This is a genomic window from Ruegeria sp. I3 (assembly GCF_056532525.1).
This window is the reverse complement of sequence record NZ_JBQFNI010000003.1, coordinates 291,864-308,100: the sequence shown is the minus strand read 5'-3', so window position 1 is coordinate 308,100 and position 16,237 is coordinate 291,864. Positions and strand designations below refer to the sequence as shown.

The following is a 16,237-nucleotide window of genomic DNA, read 5'->3' as shown; positions in this document are numbered from 1 at the left end:
TCGTAAGTTTAGATAGATCAGGTCAAAATTAGAAACGATAGAACGAAATCACGGCTTCTTATAACATAATATCAACAATGCGTCGCCCAACAATTCCTGATGGATGAACCAGGCTGCAACTTTACCCGGCGCAAAGCCCCGTGGATCAACAAAATTACAGGGTTTCCTTGGGGCGGCCGGGATCGCCCGACCTAGCTTTAGCCGTTGCTCGACCCAGCTTCGGGGCGTACGAATCCCTGAATGCGATCAACGTTCATGACCTGAAAGAATGGGCTCTTGCTCCCTGGGGCAGAAAGAAAAAGGTGACCATTTTTTTTCAGGAACTTCGAAAAGTCCGATCCTTTGCTCAGGTGTTTTTTAAATGCCTTTTCGTTTTTGTAGATTTCCACGAACACAATCTTATCGTCATCGCATGGCGGGACCGAGTCCGCGCCACCTGAGTGCACAAGGTAACCCCAGGTATCAGGTTCGTTTTTCTTGACGTCCCTAGCAAGCTGCCGGAGTGCAGCAATACCTTCGGTCCGGGTTTCTGGGTTCAGATACCAAATCGCAATCGTGGTTAGCATTTCCTCGCTCCTTTCATGGGTTGGACTGATCGTCTAAATGCGGGTCCAACGGTTTGGTTGCCGCTCAATATTGGCAACGTCACCGGCGGAACGGGTCGCTAATCCTGGGCATTTGTTGAGTTCAATTCTTCACTTACTGCGCAGGTCTTTGGCTACCTTGAACCGGCGACACGGTTCCGCCGAAAAATAGTCTTTAACAAGTATCCAAGCGGTGATGGTTATGCATCCAGCTGCAAGTCGGCCGCACGTGGAAGAATGCGCGCGAACTCACCGCCACCGAGGCTGTGTTTGACCTGCGTGTATATCATAAAGACGGGCGTAAATCCCGAATTTATGTTGCGACCACGCCTTCTGCGACCCATTCGTCGAACTGGGCCAATACATGATCGCAAAACGCGGCATCGTTGATATGTGCGTCTATTTCGGTCATAGGAACGCGCCCGGGCATGACTTTACGGGCCTCATCCATCATCTCGGCCAGGGCTTCGGGATTATACGCCTCTTCACCCTCCTTGTCCCAGGCTTCGACCCCGTGAACGGGCAGAAAAAAGTGAACCGGGCCAGTTGCGGCCTCCAATCGGTTGGCAAGCTCCCGCACCCAGGCACGGCGTTCATCGCCATTGAAGACCGAGCTTTTTATCAGGCGATTATGTTCATGGAATGGGCGGTCGGCATACTGGTCAGGGATTTCCTGCCATCCAGCAAAATCCAAAAGATCCAACGCACCCGGTGCGACCAGTTGTGGCGTGCCGACACGCCCGGCATTTGTCACGCGATCCTCACCGCTGGAGACCACGGAACCCGCCAGCAGGTTCCCGAACTCTTGCATGCAGAAATCCATGACACAGGCAAAGGCTCCTTCACCCGCCAGCTTTTCGAAAGCCATGCCACCCATACCGGTGGAATGAAAAACGGCAACCTCGAACCCGCGCTCTTCCAGCGCCGGTTTGAGCGTCTTCATGTAACGCAGACACGAGGACCCAAGGCTGGTCATCCCGATCAGCGGTTTGCTGCGATCCGGTATTGTGGCAGCCTTTGCGGCACCAACTACAGCGCCAGCAGCTTGCGCAAGCGAGGATTGACAGATCGAATTCATACCGTAGAGCCCTCCGGCCCACAGGATCATCTGAATGTCCGGGGCCAGTCGGTGCGGCGGGATCAGCGGAGAAAAACTGACGGTCGACACGATGTATTTAGGCACCCCCATTGGCAAGGCCTGTGCACAGTCCAGGGCCAGATCGGTGCCCATAGTGCCCCCGGTCGCCAGCATCCCGTCAAATCGCCCATCCGCATAGGCTTGGGTAACGGCCTTTGAGGCACCGTCTGACATCACGCGAAAGGCTTTGTTCTCGTCCCCTTGTGCGATGACATCTTCGATGGTCATTCCAGCCGCTTGGGCGACGTCGTGCTTGGAGATGTCGGTTGGCTCCAAAGGGTCGCCCAATACCGAGACATCCATCGTCAACACATCCGCGCCCTGCGCCTTGATCGCCTGTTCGATGAACCGCATCTCGGGTTCTTTCGTGTCGTAGGTCCCAATCAGCAGGATTGTCTTTGTGGTCATTGGTTCCTCCTATTCATGCGACCTATGGGCCCCAGACAAAGCGGTGAAGACACGTCGTACAGACACCCCGCAGTCAGAGCTTTATCCAGGCGGTTTTCAATTCAAAGTACTTCTCAAGCGCGTGCAAAGATTTGTCATGCCCGTTCCCGGATTGACCCACGCCCCCAAGCGGAACGGTCAGGTCCGAGCCGCCATAGGTGTTCACATGCATGACCCCGGTCCGCACTTCGGCCACCATGCGATGCGCGCGACTGAGGTTCGAGGTCCAGACTGCGCCTGCGAGCCCATAGACGGTGGCATTGGCAAGCCGGATCGCCTCGGCTTCGTCTTTAAAGGGAGCCACGGCCAAGACTGGGCCGAAGACTTCGTTCTGGAACAGATGATCCGTTTCTTTGACACCTGCCATGACAGTGGGGGACATGTAGTACCCGCCGGTTTCGGTCAGAATGCGGTCACCGCCTGTGCGGAGTTCAGCCCCCTCTGTCTCGGCTGTTGAGACAAAATCCAGGTTGACCTCCAGCTCTGAAAGGCTGTGCACTGCACCGATCTGGCTGTTCAGGTCCAACGGATCACCAACACGAAGGGCTGCGGCGTGGCGCGTGATCTCGGCCACAAAATCCTCGTAGATGTCCTGCTGCACCAGCAGGCGCGAGCCCGCGATACAGACCTGTCCGGAGTTGCGGAAAATCCCGGCGGCCGAGACCTTTGCAGCTTCCGCCAAATCGGGCGCGTCAGCGAAAACAATATTCGGAGACTTGCCACCCAATTCCAGATAGCATCGTTTCAGATTGGACCGCGCCGAGTATTCCAGCAGTCGCCGACCTGTCGCGCCCGATCCCGTGAAGACCATGATGTCCACATCCATCGACAAGGCCAAAGCTTCCCCCACGACCGACCCGCGCCCGGTCACCACGTTGAAGACGCCATCCGGAACTCCGGCTTCGGCAGCCAGCTCAGCGATTTTAAGCAGGCTGAGCGATGCGCTTTCTGCAGGCTTCAAGACGATGGAGTTGCCCGCCGCAAGGGCAGGGGCGATTTTCCAACTGCCGATCATCAGCGGGAAGTTCCAGGGCACAATCGCCCCGACAACTCCGACAGGTGCATGATGCACAAGGCCCAGAACGTCATGGCTGGTTGGCGCAACCTGTCCGTAAATCTTGTCGACGGCTTCGGCATAGTAGCGGAAGGTGGCGGCGGCCGAGAGCGCCTCGGCCTTATAGGCCATATTGATCTCGGTTCCGTTGTCGCGTACGCCCAGCACCGCGATCTCGAGCGCGCAGGATTCGATCAGATCCGCCAGTTTCAGCAGAACCTTCTTGCGTCCTGCAGGGGCCATGCGCGACCACCGGCCATCCTCAAAAGCGGTCCGCGCGGCGCGCACCGCTGCATTCACATCCGCCGGGCTGCCCTCGGCGATTTGAGCGAGAGGCTGGCCGTCGATGGGCGACAGCACCTCATGCAGGGCGCCAGTTTCACCGGCACGGAAATCGCCATTGATAAAGTGTCCGCGTGGGGCAATCTCCTGCACGCGCAAGGCATCGATGGAAGACTGATCCATGAAAGCTATCCTTGTTGGTTCGGGTGGTCGGAATCCACGGCTGGGACATGGGGTTCGGGGCGCAGCTTGTTTTTGAACTCGTAGTACAGCGTGCGGAAATGCAGGATCAGGATCAGCACAATCAAGCCGAACAGAATGGCTGCGATGGGCCGGTCGATGAAGTCCAGCGGCGTCTTGACCCGAGCCATTGCGCTGCGAAGCTTGGTTTCCATGATTCCGCCCAAAACCATACCCAGGATGATTGGAACAATTGGCAGATCAAGCCGTTTGAGGATTAGGCCAAAGACACCAAACCCAGCAGCGATCGCGCAATCGGTGATTGAGTTGCGTAAACTATAAACCCCGACAAAGGCTAAGATCAGGATCATCACACCCAGGAAGCGTGTGGGAATCTGAATGATCTTAAGCAGCAGGTTTGTAGAGAACAGCAGAAAGACCAGAACGATCACATTCAGCAGGATCAGCGCCATATATAGGGCCATGACGAAATCCATCTGGTTCTCAAACAGTTGCGGGCCGGGGATCACGTTGTGAACATAGAAGACCGACAGCATCATCGCCGTAAGCGCTTCGCCGGGTATACCGAGGGCGAGTAGGGGGATCATTGCTGCCCCCGGCACGGCATTGTTCGCGGCTTCGGATGCCACCAACCCTTCGGGCGAGCCATCGCCGAATTTGTCGGGATTTTTCGAGCTTTTCTGAGCATAGGTGTAGGACAGAAACTGCGAAGTGAACTCACCTGTTCCCGGCACCATGCCCATAAATACCCCGATGCTTGAAGAAACGGTGGCGATCCGTTTTAGGCCCAACAGTTCCTTCAATCCGGCAAAGATATTACCGCTGACGTGAGTGTCTTCTGGTGCATGGTTCTTTTCCAACAGCAAAAGAAAAGCCTGGCTGAGCGCAAACAGGCCCAGCACAACCACGATCAGGTCAACGCCTGACGCCAGCCAGCTTTGATCGAAAGTATAGCGGCGCGTATATTTGACGGGCTCCAGTCCGACCGTGTTCAAAAAGACGCCAAAGGCAGCCAGCATGCCTGCTGCAAAGATCTGCCCTCGATGGGCCAATACGACCAGAACTATACCCAACAACGCGGCCAGAAAGATCTCTCGGCTGCCAAAATGCGGTGCGATCATGGCCAACACTGGCGAGAGCACCATAAGGCAGATGATGGCAAAGACCCCCCCGAAGAATGAAGCTGAATAAGCCAGCGATAACGCCCTGTGGCCTTGGCCGCGCTTGGTCATTGGATAGCCATCATAGGTCGTCAGCGCATTGACCGCCGTGCCGGGCGTGTTGATCAGGATGGCCGGGATCGCGCCGCCATACATGGATGATCCGTAAATCCCCAACAACAAGGTCAGACCGACGATGGGCTCAAAGGCAAAGGTTGCGGGCAACAGGATGGCGATGGCAACGGCAGCGCCCACACCGGGCAGCGCGCCGATGATGACACCACCGATCGAGCCTATGAACAAGGCCACGATGACCTGCCATTGCAGCAGGATTGAAACACCGGACAGAAGGGTATCCATACGTGCCTCCCTACAAATATGTCAGCGCAAAGGCGCGGATCGAGTCGGGAAGGTATTCATAGACAGCCCCTGCTGGGATTTTGACTTGCAGAAACGCTCGGAACACGATGGTGACGACGAAGCCGAACAGGGCTGCGATGCCGATCGCGCCCGAGCCTCGAAACCCTGAGCGCAGCGTCAGAAACACCGCGAACAACATGGTGGACGGCAGATAGCCAAGCTGTGGCACCAGTAGGACATAAATCAGGAAATAAGCCACATATTCCAGAGACCGGACCCAAAACCCGACCTCGGCCCAACGGCCATCGATCCGATCGGATAAGGCAGAGCTGAGCCAATGTAAAAAGCTGAACAAGACCATGCACCACACGGCGACGGTGGGCCACAGACCGGGTTGAGCAAACCATTTGGTCCGCTTGACGACCTGCGTCTGCTCCCCAAGCTGAGACAGCAGAAACACCGAGAAAGCCAGGAACAATACGGCAAAGACAATATCACCCGGACGGCGATACCGTTTGAACATGTCCTGAAGCGTTCTTGCGATCATTTCATCCTCCCAGCCCTATGAAGAAGGCGCGGAAATCACTGCCCGCGCCTCGATCCGGGGTGTTACTCGCCTAGAATCTCTTCTATTTTGGCGAATGACGCTTTATCTTGCTCGATCTGGGCATTCGAAGCATCGGGATCCTGCCAATAGATCAGCGCACCGGTTTCTTCGGCAAGCTTTTTAGCCTTGTCCGATTGCAGTGCTTTTTGGGCTGCGGCGGTGATTTTTTCGCGAGCCTCGGGCGGCGTGTCTTTGTGAACAAACAATCCGTTCCACAGCGCCAATGGCAGGTCTGGGTTAAGCTCAACCACTGTCGGCGTATCCGGTACCAGAGCGATCCGGTCGCCGCCGATGCTGGCCAGCACGTTCACTTCATCCAGACAGGGCAGAATAAGCTGGAGCGTGGTGTTGATGACATCAACGTCACCGGACGCCAAGGTGTTGCAGTCCAGCGCATCGAACGCGGCTTCGCTGGCAAAGTCGAAACCGCTGCTGACAGCGGCGGCAAAAGTAACCTGCGTGGGTGGCAGAACCGAGCCAAAGTGGCCGAGTGCCACGTCGTTTGACTTGCCGTGTTCCACCAACTCATCCCAGCTTTGGAACGGGGCGTCTTTGCTCGACGCGATTACGAACGGGTAGGTCAGGAAGATGCCGATCGGTTCAAACGGGTTCGGGTTCAATTCAGGAATACCAATCTCGGGCCCGATGACCGGAACACCAATCACAAACGACCCGATCGTATAGCCATCCGCCGGTGCTGTGGCGACTTCGACTGCGCCGGGGAAAGGACCACCACCGCCGCCGGGCTTGTTCACAACAGCTGCCGGTACCCCGTACATCGCCTGAAATTCATCTGCGATCATTCTAGTCAGGACGTCTTCAAGATCACCCGGAGGCCAAGGAACCACAAAGGATACCGGCTTTTCGGGGTATTCTGCCAAAGCGGCCGTTGCAGAGGCGGCCATCACGGCTGCAGCAATAAACTTTTTCATTTACACCTCCCAGTGATTGGTTCATTATTTGAACCGTGTTAACAATAATAATCTTGCTTTGTTAAGTTCATTCTGTCAAGGATAACCTCAGCGGAAGGAGGCAAAACACATGGGTGCCGCACTTAATGCCCTAAAAATGCTGGACTTATTCTCAAACACGATGGCCGAAATCGGCCTGAGTCAGGCCGCGCGCCTGTCAGGATTGAACAAGGCGACAGCCCTGCGTCACCTACGAGCGCTTGAAGAATTCGGGTTGATCGAACAAAACCCGCAGTCAAAGACCTATACCATTGGACCAGCTGCGCTGCGGCTTGCGGCACTGCGCGAGATTGCCAAACCCGGCCTTGAAGGCGCGCGCCAGAAAATGCACTTGGCCATGCAGGAGGTTGGCGAAAGCCTGCATCTAACGCTGCTGGAACAGGGCAGCTTGCAAACCGCCATCGTGGTTGAGACAACAAAGCACAGCGTTCGTGTCAGCCTTGATCCAAGCGAGATCATCCCGGTCAACGCGACTGCGGCGGGTCTATGTATGCTCAGCTTTGGCCCACCTTTCCTGCTGGATCGTCTGGATCAGGAAGCGCAGGTACGTTTCACCGAATCCACCCTGACAGACCCGGATCTGATCAAGGAAAAAGTTGCTCTGATCCAGCGGGCTGGCTGGGCCAACAGCAACGGCAGCTACGAAGAAGGTGTTTTTGGTTTTGCAACGCCAATCTTTGGCATCGATCAAATCGCCCTTGGAACCATTTCGATCGCCGTGCCCGAGATTAGAGCCACTCATGAGCGCCTGCCCTTGATCCTGAAATCCCTTCAATCCCTCTCGCGCGATCTGACCGCAAATTTCGGCGGCCAAATGCCCGAGGCCTTTCCAACCGAGTTCCACCCATGAGCGAAAGTGGACAACCCCGGAGAACCGCAACATGAAAGACTCCAACTTTCTTAAGGAGAACAACGCCCGCCATTTCTGGCATCCGATGGCGCACCCGGCCGACAGCCGGAACAACCCTCCGACCATTCTGACCGGCGGGGAAGGAGTTAGCATCATCGATGTGGACGGGCACAAGGCCATCGACGCCGTAGGTGGCCTTTGGAACGTCAACCTGGGCTATTCTTGCGATCCGGTGAAACAGGCGATCGCCGACCAGCTATACGCCCTGCCTTATTATTCGACCTTCCGGGGCACGAGCAACGACAAGGCGATCGAGCTGTCTTACGAGTTGGCACAGTTCTTTGCTCCTGATGGGCTGACACGCGCCTTTTTCACCTCGGGCGGATCGGATTCTGTGGAAATCGCACTAAAGCTTGCGCGTCAGTTCCACAAAGTCCGGGGCGAGCCTGGTCGCACCAAGTTCATAAGCCTTAAGCAAGGATACCACGGTACTCATTTCGCAGCCGCCTCGGTCAACGGGAACCAGAAATTCCGTGCCGCGTATGAACCCATGATGCCCGGCTGCTTTCATGTGCCCGCACCTTGGACCTATCGCAATCCGTTTGACGAAACCGACCCTGAACGCCTGGCTCAGCTTTGCGTCAAAGCGCTTGAAGCCGAGATTGCGTTCCAGGGGGCCAACACGGTTGCCGCCTTCATCATGGAGCCGATTTTGGGCGCAGGCGGCGTAATTCCGCCGCACAAAAGCTTTATGCCCATGGTGCGTGAGGTTTGTTCGAAGAACGGTATTCTGCTGATCTCAGACGAAATCATCACGGCGTTTGGTCGAACCGGTAGTGAAAGCGGAGCGAGACATTGGGGCGTCCAGCCTGACATCATGACGACGGCCAAGGCGATCACCAATGGTTATTTCCCGTTTGGCGCCGCGATGATCTCGGGGGCAGTTGCCGAGGTATTTGAAAATGACACAACCGGGTTGGCATCCGTTGATCAGGGATACACCTATTCCGGTCACCCCGTCGGCGCGGCGGCGGCACTGGCGGCTCTTTCAGAAATCAATCGTCTGCGGATTTGGGAAAACGCTGCAGCACGCGGGGATGAGCTGTTCGAGGGCTTGAAGAAACTGGCTGAAAAGCACGAGGTGATCGGTGACGTCCGAGGGGGCGAGGGCCTTATGTGCGCGCTGGAACTGGTCTCGGACCGCGCAACCAAAGCACCGATTGCCAAACAACTGCCAATACAGGTGCAAAAGGCAGCTTATGAGGATGGTGTGATGGTGCGCGTATCTGGCAACAACATCATCATTTCCCCACCTCTGATTGTCACATCCGACGATGTTGCCAAGATCCTGTCAGCGCTGGATACAGGATTGTCGAGTTTGTAGTCGTCGCGCAGACCCCGCTTGCCAACTGGCGGGGTCAAACCTTAACAGCCTGCAGCTCTTCAAGTAGGTCCAGTAGCTCATCAAGCTTCTCTCGCCCCATCTGCGCCTCAATACTATTTGAAATGGCCAATGACGCTTGAAGGTTGTCTTTCAAAATCTGCCGACCCGCATCTGTAATCATCACCATCGTCCGCCTTTTATCCTGGCTGTCCTGACGACGTGTGACCTGCCCATCGGCTTCCATACTGCGCAAAATGCGGGTCAGACTGGGCAGCAACAGACAGGCTTCTTTGGCGATGGCGCTTTGTTCGACCTCGCCAAGTTCATCCAGCACGCGCAGGACGCGCCATTTTTGCTCGGATATCTGTATATCCTGCAGCATGTCCCTGATGGGGGCCATGATCGTTTCGCGGGCGCGCAATAATGCAATGGGAAGCGACCTTGAGGTGCTCTTGGTATGGCTTTGAGTGTTCATGCCGCCTTCTAGTGTGCTGCCCTAGGAAATGCAAAGATTAACAACGCAACTTCTTGACGACATAATCTCATAATGCTAAACATGTTAATTAATAACGGAGGAATCATGCCGCATTTTCACGTCGAATATTCCGGGAATCTGGAAGACAGGATCGACATGGGCGGTCTGTGCGATTACATCCGTGCAACGGCCGCTGAGATTGACACCTTTCCGCTAGCAGGCATTCGCGTCCGAGCGATCCGTGTTGATCACTATGCCATCGCAGACGGAAATCCAAAGCATGGGTTCATCGATATCTCGATCCGGCTGCGGGCCGGTCGTTCGCAGGCCGACAAGAAGGACGCAACGCAGCGCATCTTCGAGGCGGCCCGAACCTATCTGGAGCCCGCCATGAGCCAGCATTCCATCGCGCTGTCGCTTGAGATGCGCGACATCGATCCCGACCTCTCCCCCAAAACCGGCACGATCCGCGACCATCTGGAGGCCTGACCATGAGTGACCTGCACAAGAATATTGAACGGCTTGATGGTTTCCTTGCCCGTTTCAAGAGGACTGGGATAAAGAACCGGATCGCAGGAGAAGATCAAGATGGGTCAGCAGGGGTGTTTCAGTCGATCTCTCCGGTGGATAAATCGGTGATCTGCGACGTTGCCCATGGCACGGCGGAAGATATCGATACGGCGGCACAGGCCGCGCATAATGCCTTTGCAGACTGGCGCGACATGCCCGCTACGGAGCGCCGCCGGATATTGCTTAAAGTTGCAGATGGCATTGAGGCAAGAGCCGAAGAGATCGCGCTGTGCGAATGCTGGGATACCGGCCAGACCCTGCGCTTTATGTCCAAAGCCGCCCTGCGAGGGGCTGAGAATTTCCGCTATTTCGCCGATCAGGTGGTTCAGGCGCGGGATGGTCAACACCTGAAATCACCGACACTGATGAACATAACCACCCGCGTCCCAATCGGGCCCGTTGGTGTCATCACGCCGTGGAACACCCCGTTCATGCTGTCGACATGGAAGATCGCTCCGGCACTGGCCGCTGGCTGTACGGTCGTCCACAAACCGGCTGAAGATTCACCGCTGTCTGCGCGGCTATTGGTCGAAATCGCGGAAGAAGCCGGTCTGCCCAAGGGTGTGCTGAACACTGTCAACGGTTTTGGTCCAGACGCCGGTAAGCGGCTGACCGAAACTCCATTGATCAAAGCCATTGCCTTTGTCGGTGAAAGCCGTACGGGCAGCATCATAACCAAGCAAGGCGCAGATACGCTGAAACGGATGCATCTGGAGTTGGGCGGTAAGAACCCGGTAATCGTCTTTGACGACGCCGACTTGGATCGCGCGCTGGATGCGGTGATCTTCATGATCTATTCGATCAACGGCGAACGCTGCACGTCTTCTTCGCGGTTGCTGGTACAAGATACAATCAAGGAAGAGTTCGAAGCCAAGCTGATCGAGCGCGTGAACAATATCAAAGTCGGCCACCCGTTGGACCCTGCAACCGAGATTGGCCCTCTTGTAACGGAAGAGCATTACAACAAGGTCACTTCATACTTCGACATCGCCAAGGAAGACGGCGCGACCGTCGCGGCCGGTGGCGTCAAGGTGGGCGAAGAGGGGTACTTCGTACGGCCCACCCTGTTTACTAACGCTAACAATCAAATGCGCATCGCACGCGAGGAAATCTTTGGCCCTGTCCTGACCGTGATCCCGTTCTCGACTGAGGAGAAGGCGCTGCAGATCGCAAATGACACGCAATATGGTCTGACCGGCTATGTCTGGACCAACGATCTGACCCGCGCGTTACGTTTCACGGACAAGCTTGAGGCCGGAATGATCTGGGTGAACTCGGAAAACGTGCGCCATCTGCCCACACCGTTTGGCGGGGTCAAAGCATCCGGCATCGGGCGCGACGGCGGCGACTGGAGCTTTGAGTTCTACATGGAACAAAAGCATGTCGGCTTTGCCACAGGCCAACACAACATCATGCAGTTGGGTAAGCTATAGCGGCCCCTCAGACGACAATCGCGCGAAAAACCTTAACTCTAGGAGGAGACCATGGGAGAAATCGTTCTTGCCGCCAAAATGACCCATGTGCCGACTCTGCTCATGTCTGAGCAGGAAGGCCCGGTTAAAGGCAAACGCCAGCCTGCCATTGATGGTCACCGCAAAATCGCGCGCCGTGCAAAAGCGCTGGGGGCGACCACGGTGATCATCTGCGACACGCATTGGGTGATCAATGCCGGGTTCCACATCAACGCCAATGAAAAATTCGAAGGTCTGTTCACGTCGAACGAGTTCCCGCAGTTCATCCAGGACCTGCCCTATTCCTATGAGGGCAATCCTGAAATGGGTGATGCCATCGCAAAGATCGCGTCGGACAAAGGCGTCTACACTTTAGCGCATCACTTGGACAGTCTCGAACTGGAATACGGTACGCTGGTCCCGATGCGCTTCATGAGCCGCGAGCATGATATGAAAGTCGTCTCAGTCGCGGCCTGGGCCACGGTGCATAGCCATGACGAAAGCCGGGTAATTGGTGAGGCCATCCGTGAAGCGGTTGAGGCCAGCAATGAAAAGGTGCTGTTGGTCGCGTCAGGCTCGTTGTCGCACAAGATCTGGGCGAACAAGGATTATGCCGCCAATAACGGCACTTTCACCATCAGCTCGGAATTCAACCGTCAGATGGACTTGCATGTGCTTGAGATGTGGAAGAACGGCGACCACGCCACGTTCCTGAAAATGCTGGGCGACTATGCCAATTTCTGCTGCGGCGAAGGCTCGATGCATGACACGTCGATGCTCTACGGAGCGTTGGGTTGGGACGCCTATGACAAAAAATGCGAGGTTGTGACCGAGTATTTCCCAAGTTCCGGCACTGGTCAGACCAACGTCATCTTCCCCGTTTAACAGGAGGTTTCAATGCCCGTTCCAGCCCCCAACCTGTACCCCGACTTCAACACGATCCGGCTGAGCCATGTTTGCCTGAACGTCAGCGATCTTGTTGCTTCGCGCAAATTCTACTCGGAGATTCTGGGTTTGCAGGTCTCGGACGAAAGCGACACACATGTCTACCTGCGCGCTATGGAGGAACGTGGACATCACTGTGTGATCCTGCAGAAATCCGATCAGCCGGCGACTGTCGAGGTCATGGGCTTCAAAACATTCGACGAGGATGATTTGGATCGGGCCGAGGCGTATTTTATATCCAAAGGCCGACCGACCTCATGGGTTGATCGCCCCTATCAGGGCCGGACTCTGTTAACCTCGGACAATATGGGCATACCGCTGGAGTTCTATCACAAGATGGATCGTCTGGAGCCGATCCATCAGAAATACGCACTCTATCGTGGTGTGAAACCGCTGCGGATCGATCACTTCAACTGCTTCTCAACCAATGTCGATGACAGTGTCGCATTCTACAGTGATTTCGGGTTCCGCGTGACCGAGTATACGGAAGACGAAGACAGCAAGAAACTGTGGGCCGCGTGGATGCACCGCAAGGGTGGGGTGCATGATATGGCCTTCACCAATGGCAAAGGCCCACGGATGCACCACGTGGCCTTCTGGGTGCCAACACCGCTGAACATCATCGATCTGCTCGATCTAATGGCCACCACCGGCTATGTGTACAACATCGAACGCGGCCCGGGGCGACATGGTATTTCGAATGCTTTCTTCCTGTATATTCTCGATCCCGACGGACACCGGATTGAGATTTATTGCTCGGATTATCAGACCGTTGATCCCGATCTGGAGCCGATCAAATGGGACCTGAAGGACCCGCAGCGTCAGACGCTCTGGGGCGCTCCGGCACCGCGTAGTTGGTTTGAACACGGCACATCCTTTGTCGGTGTGGATGTAAACGAGCCAGACCTGTCTGCGTCTCCCATCATCGCACCGTAAGCAAAGTATGCTTGATCTAAAACATCTTAGTATGGGCGGGTTCCATAACGCCGAGGAGGCCTGATGCACATTGCAACCTACACTGCCAACGGTGAAACATTTTTTGGTGCGATCACTGATGAAGGCGCGGTCGCACTAAACAGCGAATTTGCCGAGTTCAAAAGCCTCTACGAGGTTGTCGCCGCTGGTGCGTTTGGCCAATTGGCCGAGGCTGCCGAAGGAAAGCCGGTAACCCATACGGATTTCACCTTTGAGATGGTGATGCCGGATGTCCGTCGCATTCTGTGCGTTGGTGTGAACTTTCCAGATCGCAACGCGGAATACAAAGATGGCAGTGCCCAGCCGAAATACATGTCGCTGTTTCCGCGCTTCGCCAGTGGATTTACCGGCCATAATCGCCCTCTGATCCGCCCGCCCGAAAATCACACGCTGGATTACGAGGGTGAAGTGGCCATCGTGATCGGCAAAGCAGGCCGCCGGATTTCGCAGGACGATGCTTATGGCCATATCGCAGCCTTGACCCTGTGCAACGAAGGGACAATCCGCGATTGGGTTCGGCACGCCAAGTTCAACGTCACGCAAGGCAAGAACTGGGACAAATCGGGTGCCATCGGCCCTTGGCTGGTCCCGTTCACCGATGCCGCCCAACTGGACGACGCCCGCATTCAGACCCATGTGAATGGTGAATTGCGGCAGGACGATACGTTGAACCGAATGATGTTCCCGATCCGGCGTGAGATTGAATACATATCGACCTTCATGACGCTTCAACCGGGCGATATAATCGTCACCGGCACCCCAACCGGCGCAGGTGCACGATTTGATCCGCCAAAATACTTGGCTCCCGGCGATGTGGTTGAGGTATCCGTCGATGGGATAGGCACCCTGCGCAACACCATTGAGGATGAGCAGATATGACCCCCGAAGACCATGCGCGCGCTGCCGCCGATCTGCTGAACGCGGAAAGGACGCGACAGCAGATCGGTCTACTGACATTGCGGTATCCCGAAATGGCGATGGATGACGCTTATGAAGTGCAGAATGCCATCTATCGGGCCAAGCTGGCGGAAGGGCGCAAGGTCATCGGCTGGAAGATCGGGCTGACCTCGAAAGCGATGCAATATGCTTTGAATATCGACATTCCTGATAGTGGTATCCTGTTTGACAACATGGCCTTTGAAAATGGCGGGACCGTTCCCGCAGGTCGTTTCATCCAACCCCGGATCGAAGCCGAGATCGCCTTTGTCATGAAAGAAGCCATTGGTGGCGCCGATGTGAGCCGCGATCAGGTTTTGCGGGCGACCGACTATGTTACTCCGTCCATTGAAATCCTCGACACGCGTATAAAGCGGGCAGACCCTGAGACTGGAAAGTCACGCATAGTATTCGACACGATCAGCGACAACGCCGCAAATGCCGGCATTGTACTAGGGGCGGAACGCCACCCAGCGGATGCGTTTGACCTGCGATGGGTAGGGGCCCTAACCTTCCGCAACGGTGAAATCGAGGAAACCGGCCTGGGTGCGGGCGTATTGAATGATCCGGTCGAAAGTGTGGTCTGGTTGGCCCGTCGCATGGCGCAATACGGCCAGAGCATTGAACCCGGCCACGTAATCCTGTCCGGCAGCTTCATTCGCCCGATCGAATGCCCATCGGGTGCGGAAATCCACGCCGATTTCGGATCGTTCGGATCCGTCGACATCAATTTTGCCTAAAGGAGCAGCGACATGCCCGCACCAAAGAACACCTTTAAGGCCGCATTAAAGGCTGGAAAGCCTCAGGTCGGGTGCTGGATCGGAATGGCCGACGCATATGCAGCAGAAATTTCCGCGACCGCAGGGTTCGATTGGTTGTTGGTCGATGGCGAACACGCACCAAACGACCTGCGCTCGACCCTTGAACAGGTGCGAGTGATCGAAAGTTCGGGCAGCGCGCCCGTTGCACGTCTACCGATTGGTGAGACATGGATGATCAAGCAATATCTCGATGCGGGTGTTCAGAGTATTCTGGTGCCGATGGTCGAAAGCGCTGATCAGGCGCGCGAACTGGTACGCGCGGTGCAATACCCCCCACACGGCGTCCGAGGTGTGGGATCATCCCTTGCGCGGGCTTCGCAATTTGCCGAGATCACGGACTACCTCGATACGGCGGATGGGCAGATTTGTCTGCTGCTGCAGGTTGAGAACAACGCGGGCATGGCCGCTCTGGACGACATTCTGACGATTGATGGAGTAGACGGAGTTTTTATCGGACCTGCAGATCTGGCCGCCGACATGGGTCATATCGGCAACGCCGGGCATCCAGATGTTGTAGGGGCCATTGAAGACGCGCTGACCCGCATCGTCGCGGCAGGTAAAGCCGCGGGTATCCTAACACTGGACCCTGCAATGCAGCGTAGGTGTCTTGAGATCGGCGTGACCTTTCTGGCCACTGAAATTGACGTCACCCTTTTCGCAAAAAGCATGCGCGCCAAAGCGCAAAACGGCCTCGCGCTTTTGCCGCGACAGAACGCAATCGGATCGGCGACAACAGAAAATGCCAGCAAGTACTTACAGCAATTGTGTAAACATTGGTCACATAAGGGACAGGTCGAGTTCGATGTAAATACTGGAACCGTTTTTTTTGACAGTGGTAATGCCGTCGAACTAAAGGCGACGCCAGTAGCACTGGAAGTTCACGCCTCGGCGCAGCCACGCGATGACTTGGACAGTTGGAAGACAGTGATTTCCGATCACCTGAAACGGTTTGCCTTTCGCGAAGAGTTTGAACTGAACTGGGATGACTAGCGACTTTTGCTAAGCTGGATATCGCAGAAAAACAAA

16 protein-coding genes are annotated in these 16,237 nt (G+C 55.8%); 9 read left to right on the top strand and 7 right to left on the bottom strand.

The genetic code is table 11. From position 1 onward, the window contains the following. Positions 1-197: 197 nt before the first annotated feature. From ACR0L9_RS09975 to ACR0L9_RS09950, 6 genes are all read right to left on the bottom strand, one after another. The gene (locus ACR0L9_RS09975; RefSeq protein WP_480895544.1) at positions 198-566 is read right to left on the bottom strand and encodes a putative quinol monooxygenase; all 369 of its coding nucleotides are present in this window, start codon (positions 564-566) and stop codon (positions 198-200) included. A 331-nt stretch (positions 567-897) separates the two neighbouring features. Next, a complete protein-coding gene (locus ACR0L9_RS09970; RefSeq protein WP_480895543.1) occupies positions 898-2,130 on the bottom strand; it encodes a Tm-1-like ATP-binding domain-containing protein in 1,233 nt (410 codons plus the stop codon). Positions 2,131-2,203: 73 nt separating this feature from the next. Further along, on the bottom strand, positions 2,204-3,688 hold the full coding sequence (locus tag ACR0L9_RS09965) for an aldehyde dehydrogenase (protein ID WP_480895542.1): 1,485 nt from the start codon (positions 3,686-3,688) through the stop codon (positions 2,204-2,206). A 5-nt stretch (positions 3,689-3,693) separates the two neighbouring features. Beyond that, positions 3,694-5,226 (bottom strand): tripartite tricarboxylate transporter permease, encoded by a 1,533-nt coding sequence (locus tag ACR0L9_RS09960; protein WP_170407148.1) that lies wholly within the window; start codon positions 5,224-5,226, stop codon positions 3,694-3,696. A 10-nt stretch (positions 5,227-5,236) separates the two neighbouring features. Next, positions 5,237-5,773 (bottom strand): tripartite tricarboxylate transporter TctB family protein, encoded by a 537-nt coding sequence (locus ACR0L9_RS09955; protein WP_170394014.1) that lies wholly within the window; start codon positions 5,771-5,773, stop codon positions 5,237-5,239. A gap of 62 nt (positions 5,774-5,835) precedes the next feature. Next, positions 5,836-6,765, bottom strand: coding sequence for a tripartite tricarboxylate transporter substrate binding protein (locus ACR0L9_RS09950; RefSeq protein WP_170394012.1), 930 nt, complete (start codon positions 6,763-6,765; stop codon positions 5,836-5,838). Between the two features lie 109 nt (positions 6,766-6,874). Between ACR0L9_RS09950 and ACR0L9_RS09945 the strand changes: the two genes are divergently transcribed. After that, entirely contained in the window at positions 6,875-7,654 is a 780-nt protein-coding gene (locus ACR0L9_RS09945) for an IclR family transcriptional regulator (protein WP_170511797.1), read from the top strand. A gap of 31 nt (positions 7,655-7,685) precedes the next feature. After that, positions 7,686-9,038, top strand: a complete 1,353-nt coding sequence (locus ACR0L9_RS09940) for an aminotransferase class III-fold pyridoxal phosphate-dependent enzyme (protein WP_480895541.1) — start codon at positions 7,686-7,688, stop codon at positions 9,036-9,038. 34 nt (positions 9,039-9,072) lie between these two features. On the opposite strand, the gene hpaR is transcribed toward ACR0L9_RS09940, so the two are convergent. Continuing rightward, positions 9,073-9,513, bottom strand: coding sequence for a homoprotocatechuate degradation operon regulator HpaR (hpaR, locus tag ACR0L9_RS09935; RefSeq protein WP_170394006.1), 441 nt, complete (start codon positions 9,511-9,513; stop codon positions 9,073-9,075). 105 nt (positions 9,514-9,618) lie between these two features. Between hpaR and ACR0L9_RS09930 the strand changes: the two genes are divergently transcribed. The 7 genes from ACR0L9_RS09930 (at position 9,619) to ACR0L9_RS09900 (ending at position 16,201) form a co-directional block, all read left to right on the top strand. After that, a complete protein-coding gene (locus ACR0L9_RS09930; RefSeq protein WP_480895540.1) occupies positions 9,619-10,002 on the top strand; it encodes a 5-carboxymethyl-2-hydroxymuconate Delta-isomerase in 384 nt (127 codons plus the stop codon). A 2-nt stretch (positions 10,003-10,004) separates the two neighbouring features. After that, positions 10,005-11,516 carry a 5-carboxymethyl-2-hydroxymuconate semialdehyde dehydrogenase gene (hpaE, locus tag ACR0L9_RS09925; protein ID WP_480895539.1) on the top strand — a complete coding sequence of 504 codons (1,512 nt, stop codon included), beginning with the start codon at positions 10,005-10,007 and terminating at the stop codon, positions 11,514-11,516. 51 nt (positions 11,517-11,567) lie between these two features. Further along, positions 11,568-12,419: a 3,4-dihydroxyphenylacetate 2,3-dioxygenase gene (gene hpaD, locus ACR0L9_RS09920; RefSeq protein ID WP_170561957.1), complete on the top strand. Its 852-nt coding sequence runs from the start codon at positions 11,568-11,570 to the stop codon at positions 12,417-12,419. Positions 12,420-12,431: 12 nt separating this feature from the next. Further along, a complete protein-coding gene (hpaD, locus tag ACR0L9_RS09915) occupies positions 12,432-13,415 on the top strand; it encodes a 3,4-dihydroxyphenylacetate 2,3-dioxygenase (RefSeq protein WP_480895538.1) in 984 nt (327 codons plus the stop codon). A 63-nt stretch (positions 13,416-13,478) separates the two neighbouring features. Further along, the gene (locus ACR0L9_RS09910) at positions 13,479-14,333 is read left to right on the top strand and encodes a fumarylacetoacetate hydrolase family protein (RefSeq protein WP_480895537.1); all 855 of its coding nucleotides are present in this window, start codon (positions 13,479-13,481) and stop codon (positions 14,331-14,333) included. Next, complete coding sequence (gene hpaH / locus ACR0L9_RS09905; RefSeq protein WP_480895535.1) at positions 14,330-15,130, top strand: 2-oxo-hept-4-ene-1,7-dioate hydratase; 801 nt, start codon at positions 14,330-14,332, stop codon at positions 15,128-15,130. Before ACR0L9_RS09910 ends, hpaH begins: the two co-directional genes overlap by 4 nt. 12 nt (positions 15,131-15,142) lie before the next feature. Next, positions 15,143-16,201: an aldolase/citrate lyase family protein gene (locus ACR0L9_RS09900; protein WP_480895533.1), complete on the top strand. Its 1,059-nt coding sequence runs from the start codon at positions 15,143-15,145 to the stop codon at positions 16,199-16,201. The last annotated feature ends 36 nt before the right edge of the window (positions 16,202-16,237 follow it).

Bases quoted from the DNA above. Each gene is read 5' to 3' on its own strand.
- ACR0L9_RS09975 (WP_480895544.1), bottom strand. From the start codon at position 566: ATGCTAACCACGATTGCGATTTGGTATCTGAACCCAGAAACCCGGACC.
- ACR0L9_RS09970 (WP_480895543.1), bottom strand. From the start codon at position 2,130: ATGACCACAAAGACAATCCTGCTGATTGGGACCTACGACACGAAAGAA.
- ACR0L9_RS09965 (WP_480895542.1), bottom strand. From the start codon at position 3,688: ATGGATCAGTCTTCCATCGATGCCTTGCGCGTGCAGGAGATTGCCCCA.
- ACR0L9_RS09960 (WP_170407148.1), bottom strand. From the start codon at position 5,226: ATGGATACCCTTCTGTCCGGTGTTTCAATCCTGCTGCAATGGCAGGTC.
- ACR0L9_RS09955 (WP_170394014.1), bottom strand. From the start codon at position 5,773: ATGATCGCAAGAACGCTTCAGGACATGTTCAAACGGTATCGCCGTCCG.
- ACR0L9_RS09950 (WP_170394012.1), bottom strand. From the start codon at position 6,765: ATGAAAAAGTTTATTGCTGCAGCCGTGATGGCCGCCTCTGCAACGGCC.
- ACR0L9_RS09945 (WP_170511797.1), top strand. From the start codon at position 6,875: ATGGGTGCCGCACTTAATGCCCTAAAAATGCTGGACTTATTCTCAAAC.
- ACR0L9_RS09940 (WP_480895541.1), top strand. From the start codon at position 7,686: ATGAAAGACTCCAACTTTCTTAAGGAGAACAACGCCCGCCATTTCTGG.
- hpaR (WP_170394006.1), bottom strand. From the start codon at position 9,513: ATGAACACTCAAAGCCATACCAAGAGCACCTCAAGGTCGCTTCCCATT.
- ACR0L9_RS09930 (WP_480895540.1), top strand. From the start codon at position 9,619: ATGCCGCATTTTCACGTCGAATATTCCGGGAATCTGGAAGACAGGATC.
- hpaE (WP_480895539.1), top strand. From the start codon at position 10,005: ATGAGTGACCTGCACAAGAATATTGAACGGCTTGATGGTTTCCTTGCC.
- hpaD (WP_170561957.1), top strand. From the start codon at position 11,568: ATGGGAGAAATCGTTCTTGCCGCCAAAATGACCCATGTGCCGACTCTG.
- hpaD (WP_480895538.1), top strand. From the start codon at position 12,432: ATGCCCGTTCCAGCCCCCAACCTGTACCCCGACTTCAACACGATCCGG.
- ACR0L9_RS09910 (WP_480895537.1), top strand. From the start codon at position 13,479: ATGCACATTGCAACCTACACTGCCAACGGTGAAACATTTTTTGGTGCG.
- hpaH (WP_480895535.1), top strand. From the start codon at position 14,330: ATGACCCCCGAAGACCATGCGCGCGCTGCCGCCGATCTGCTGAACGCG.
- ACR0L9_RS09900 (WP_480895533.1), top strand. From the start codon at position 15,143: ATGCCCGCACCAAAGAACACCTTTAAGGCCGCATTAAAGGCTGGAAAG.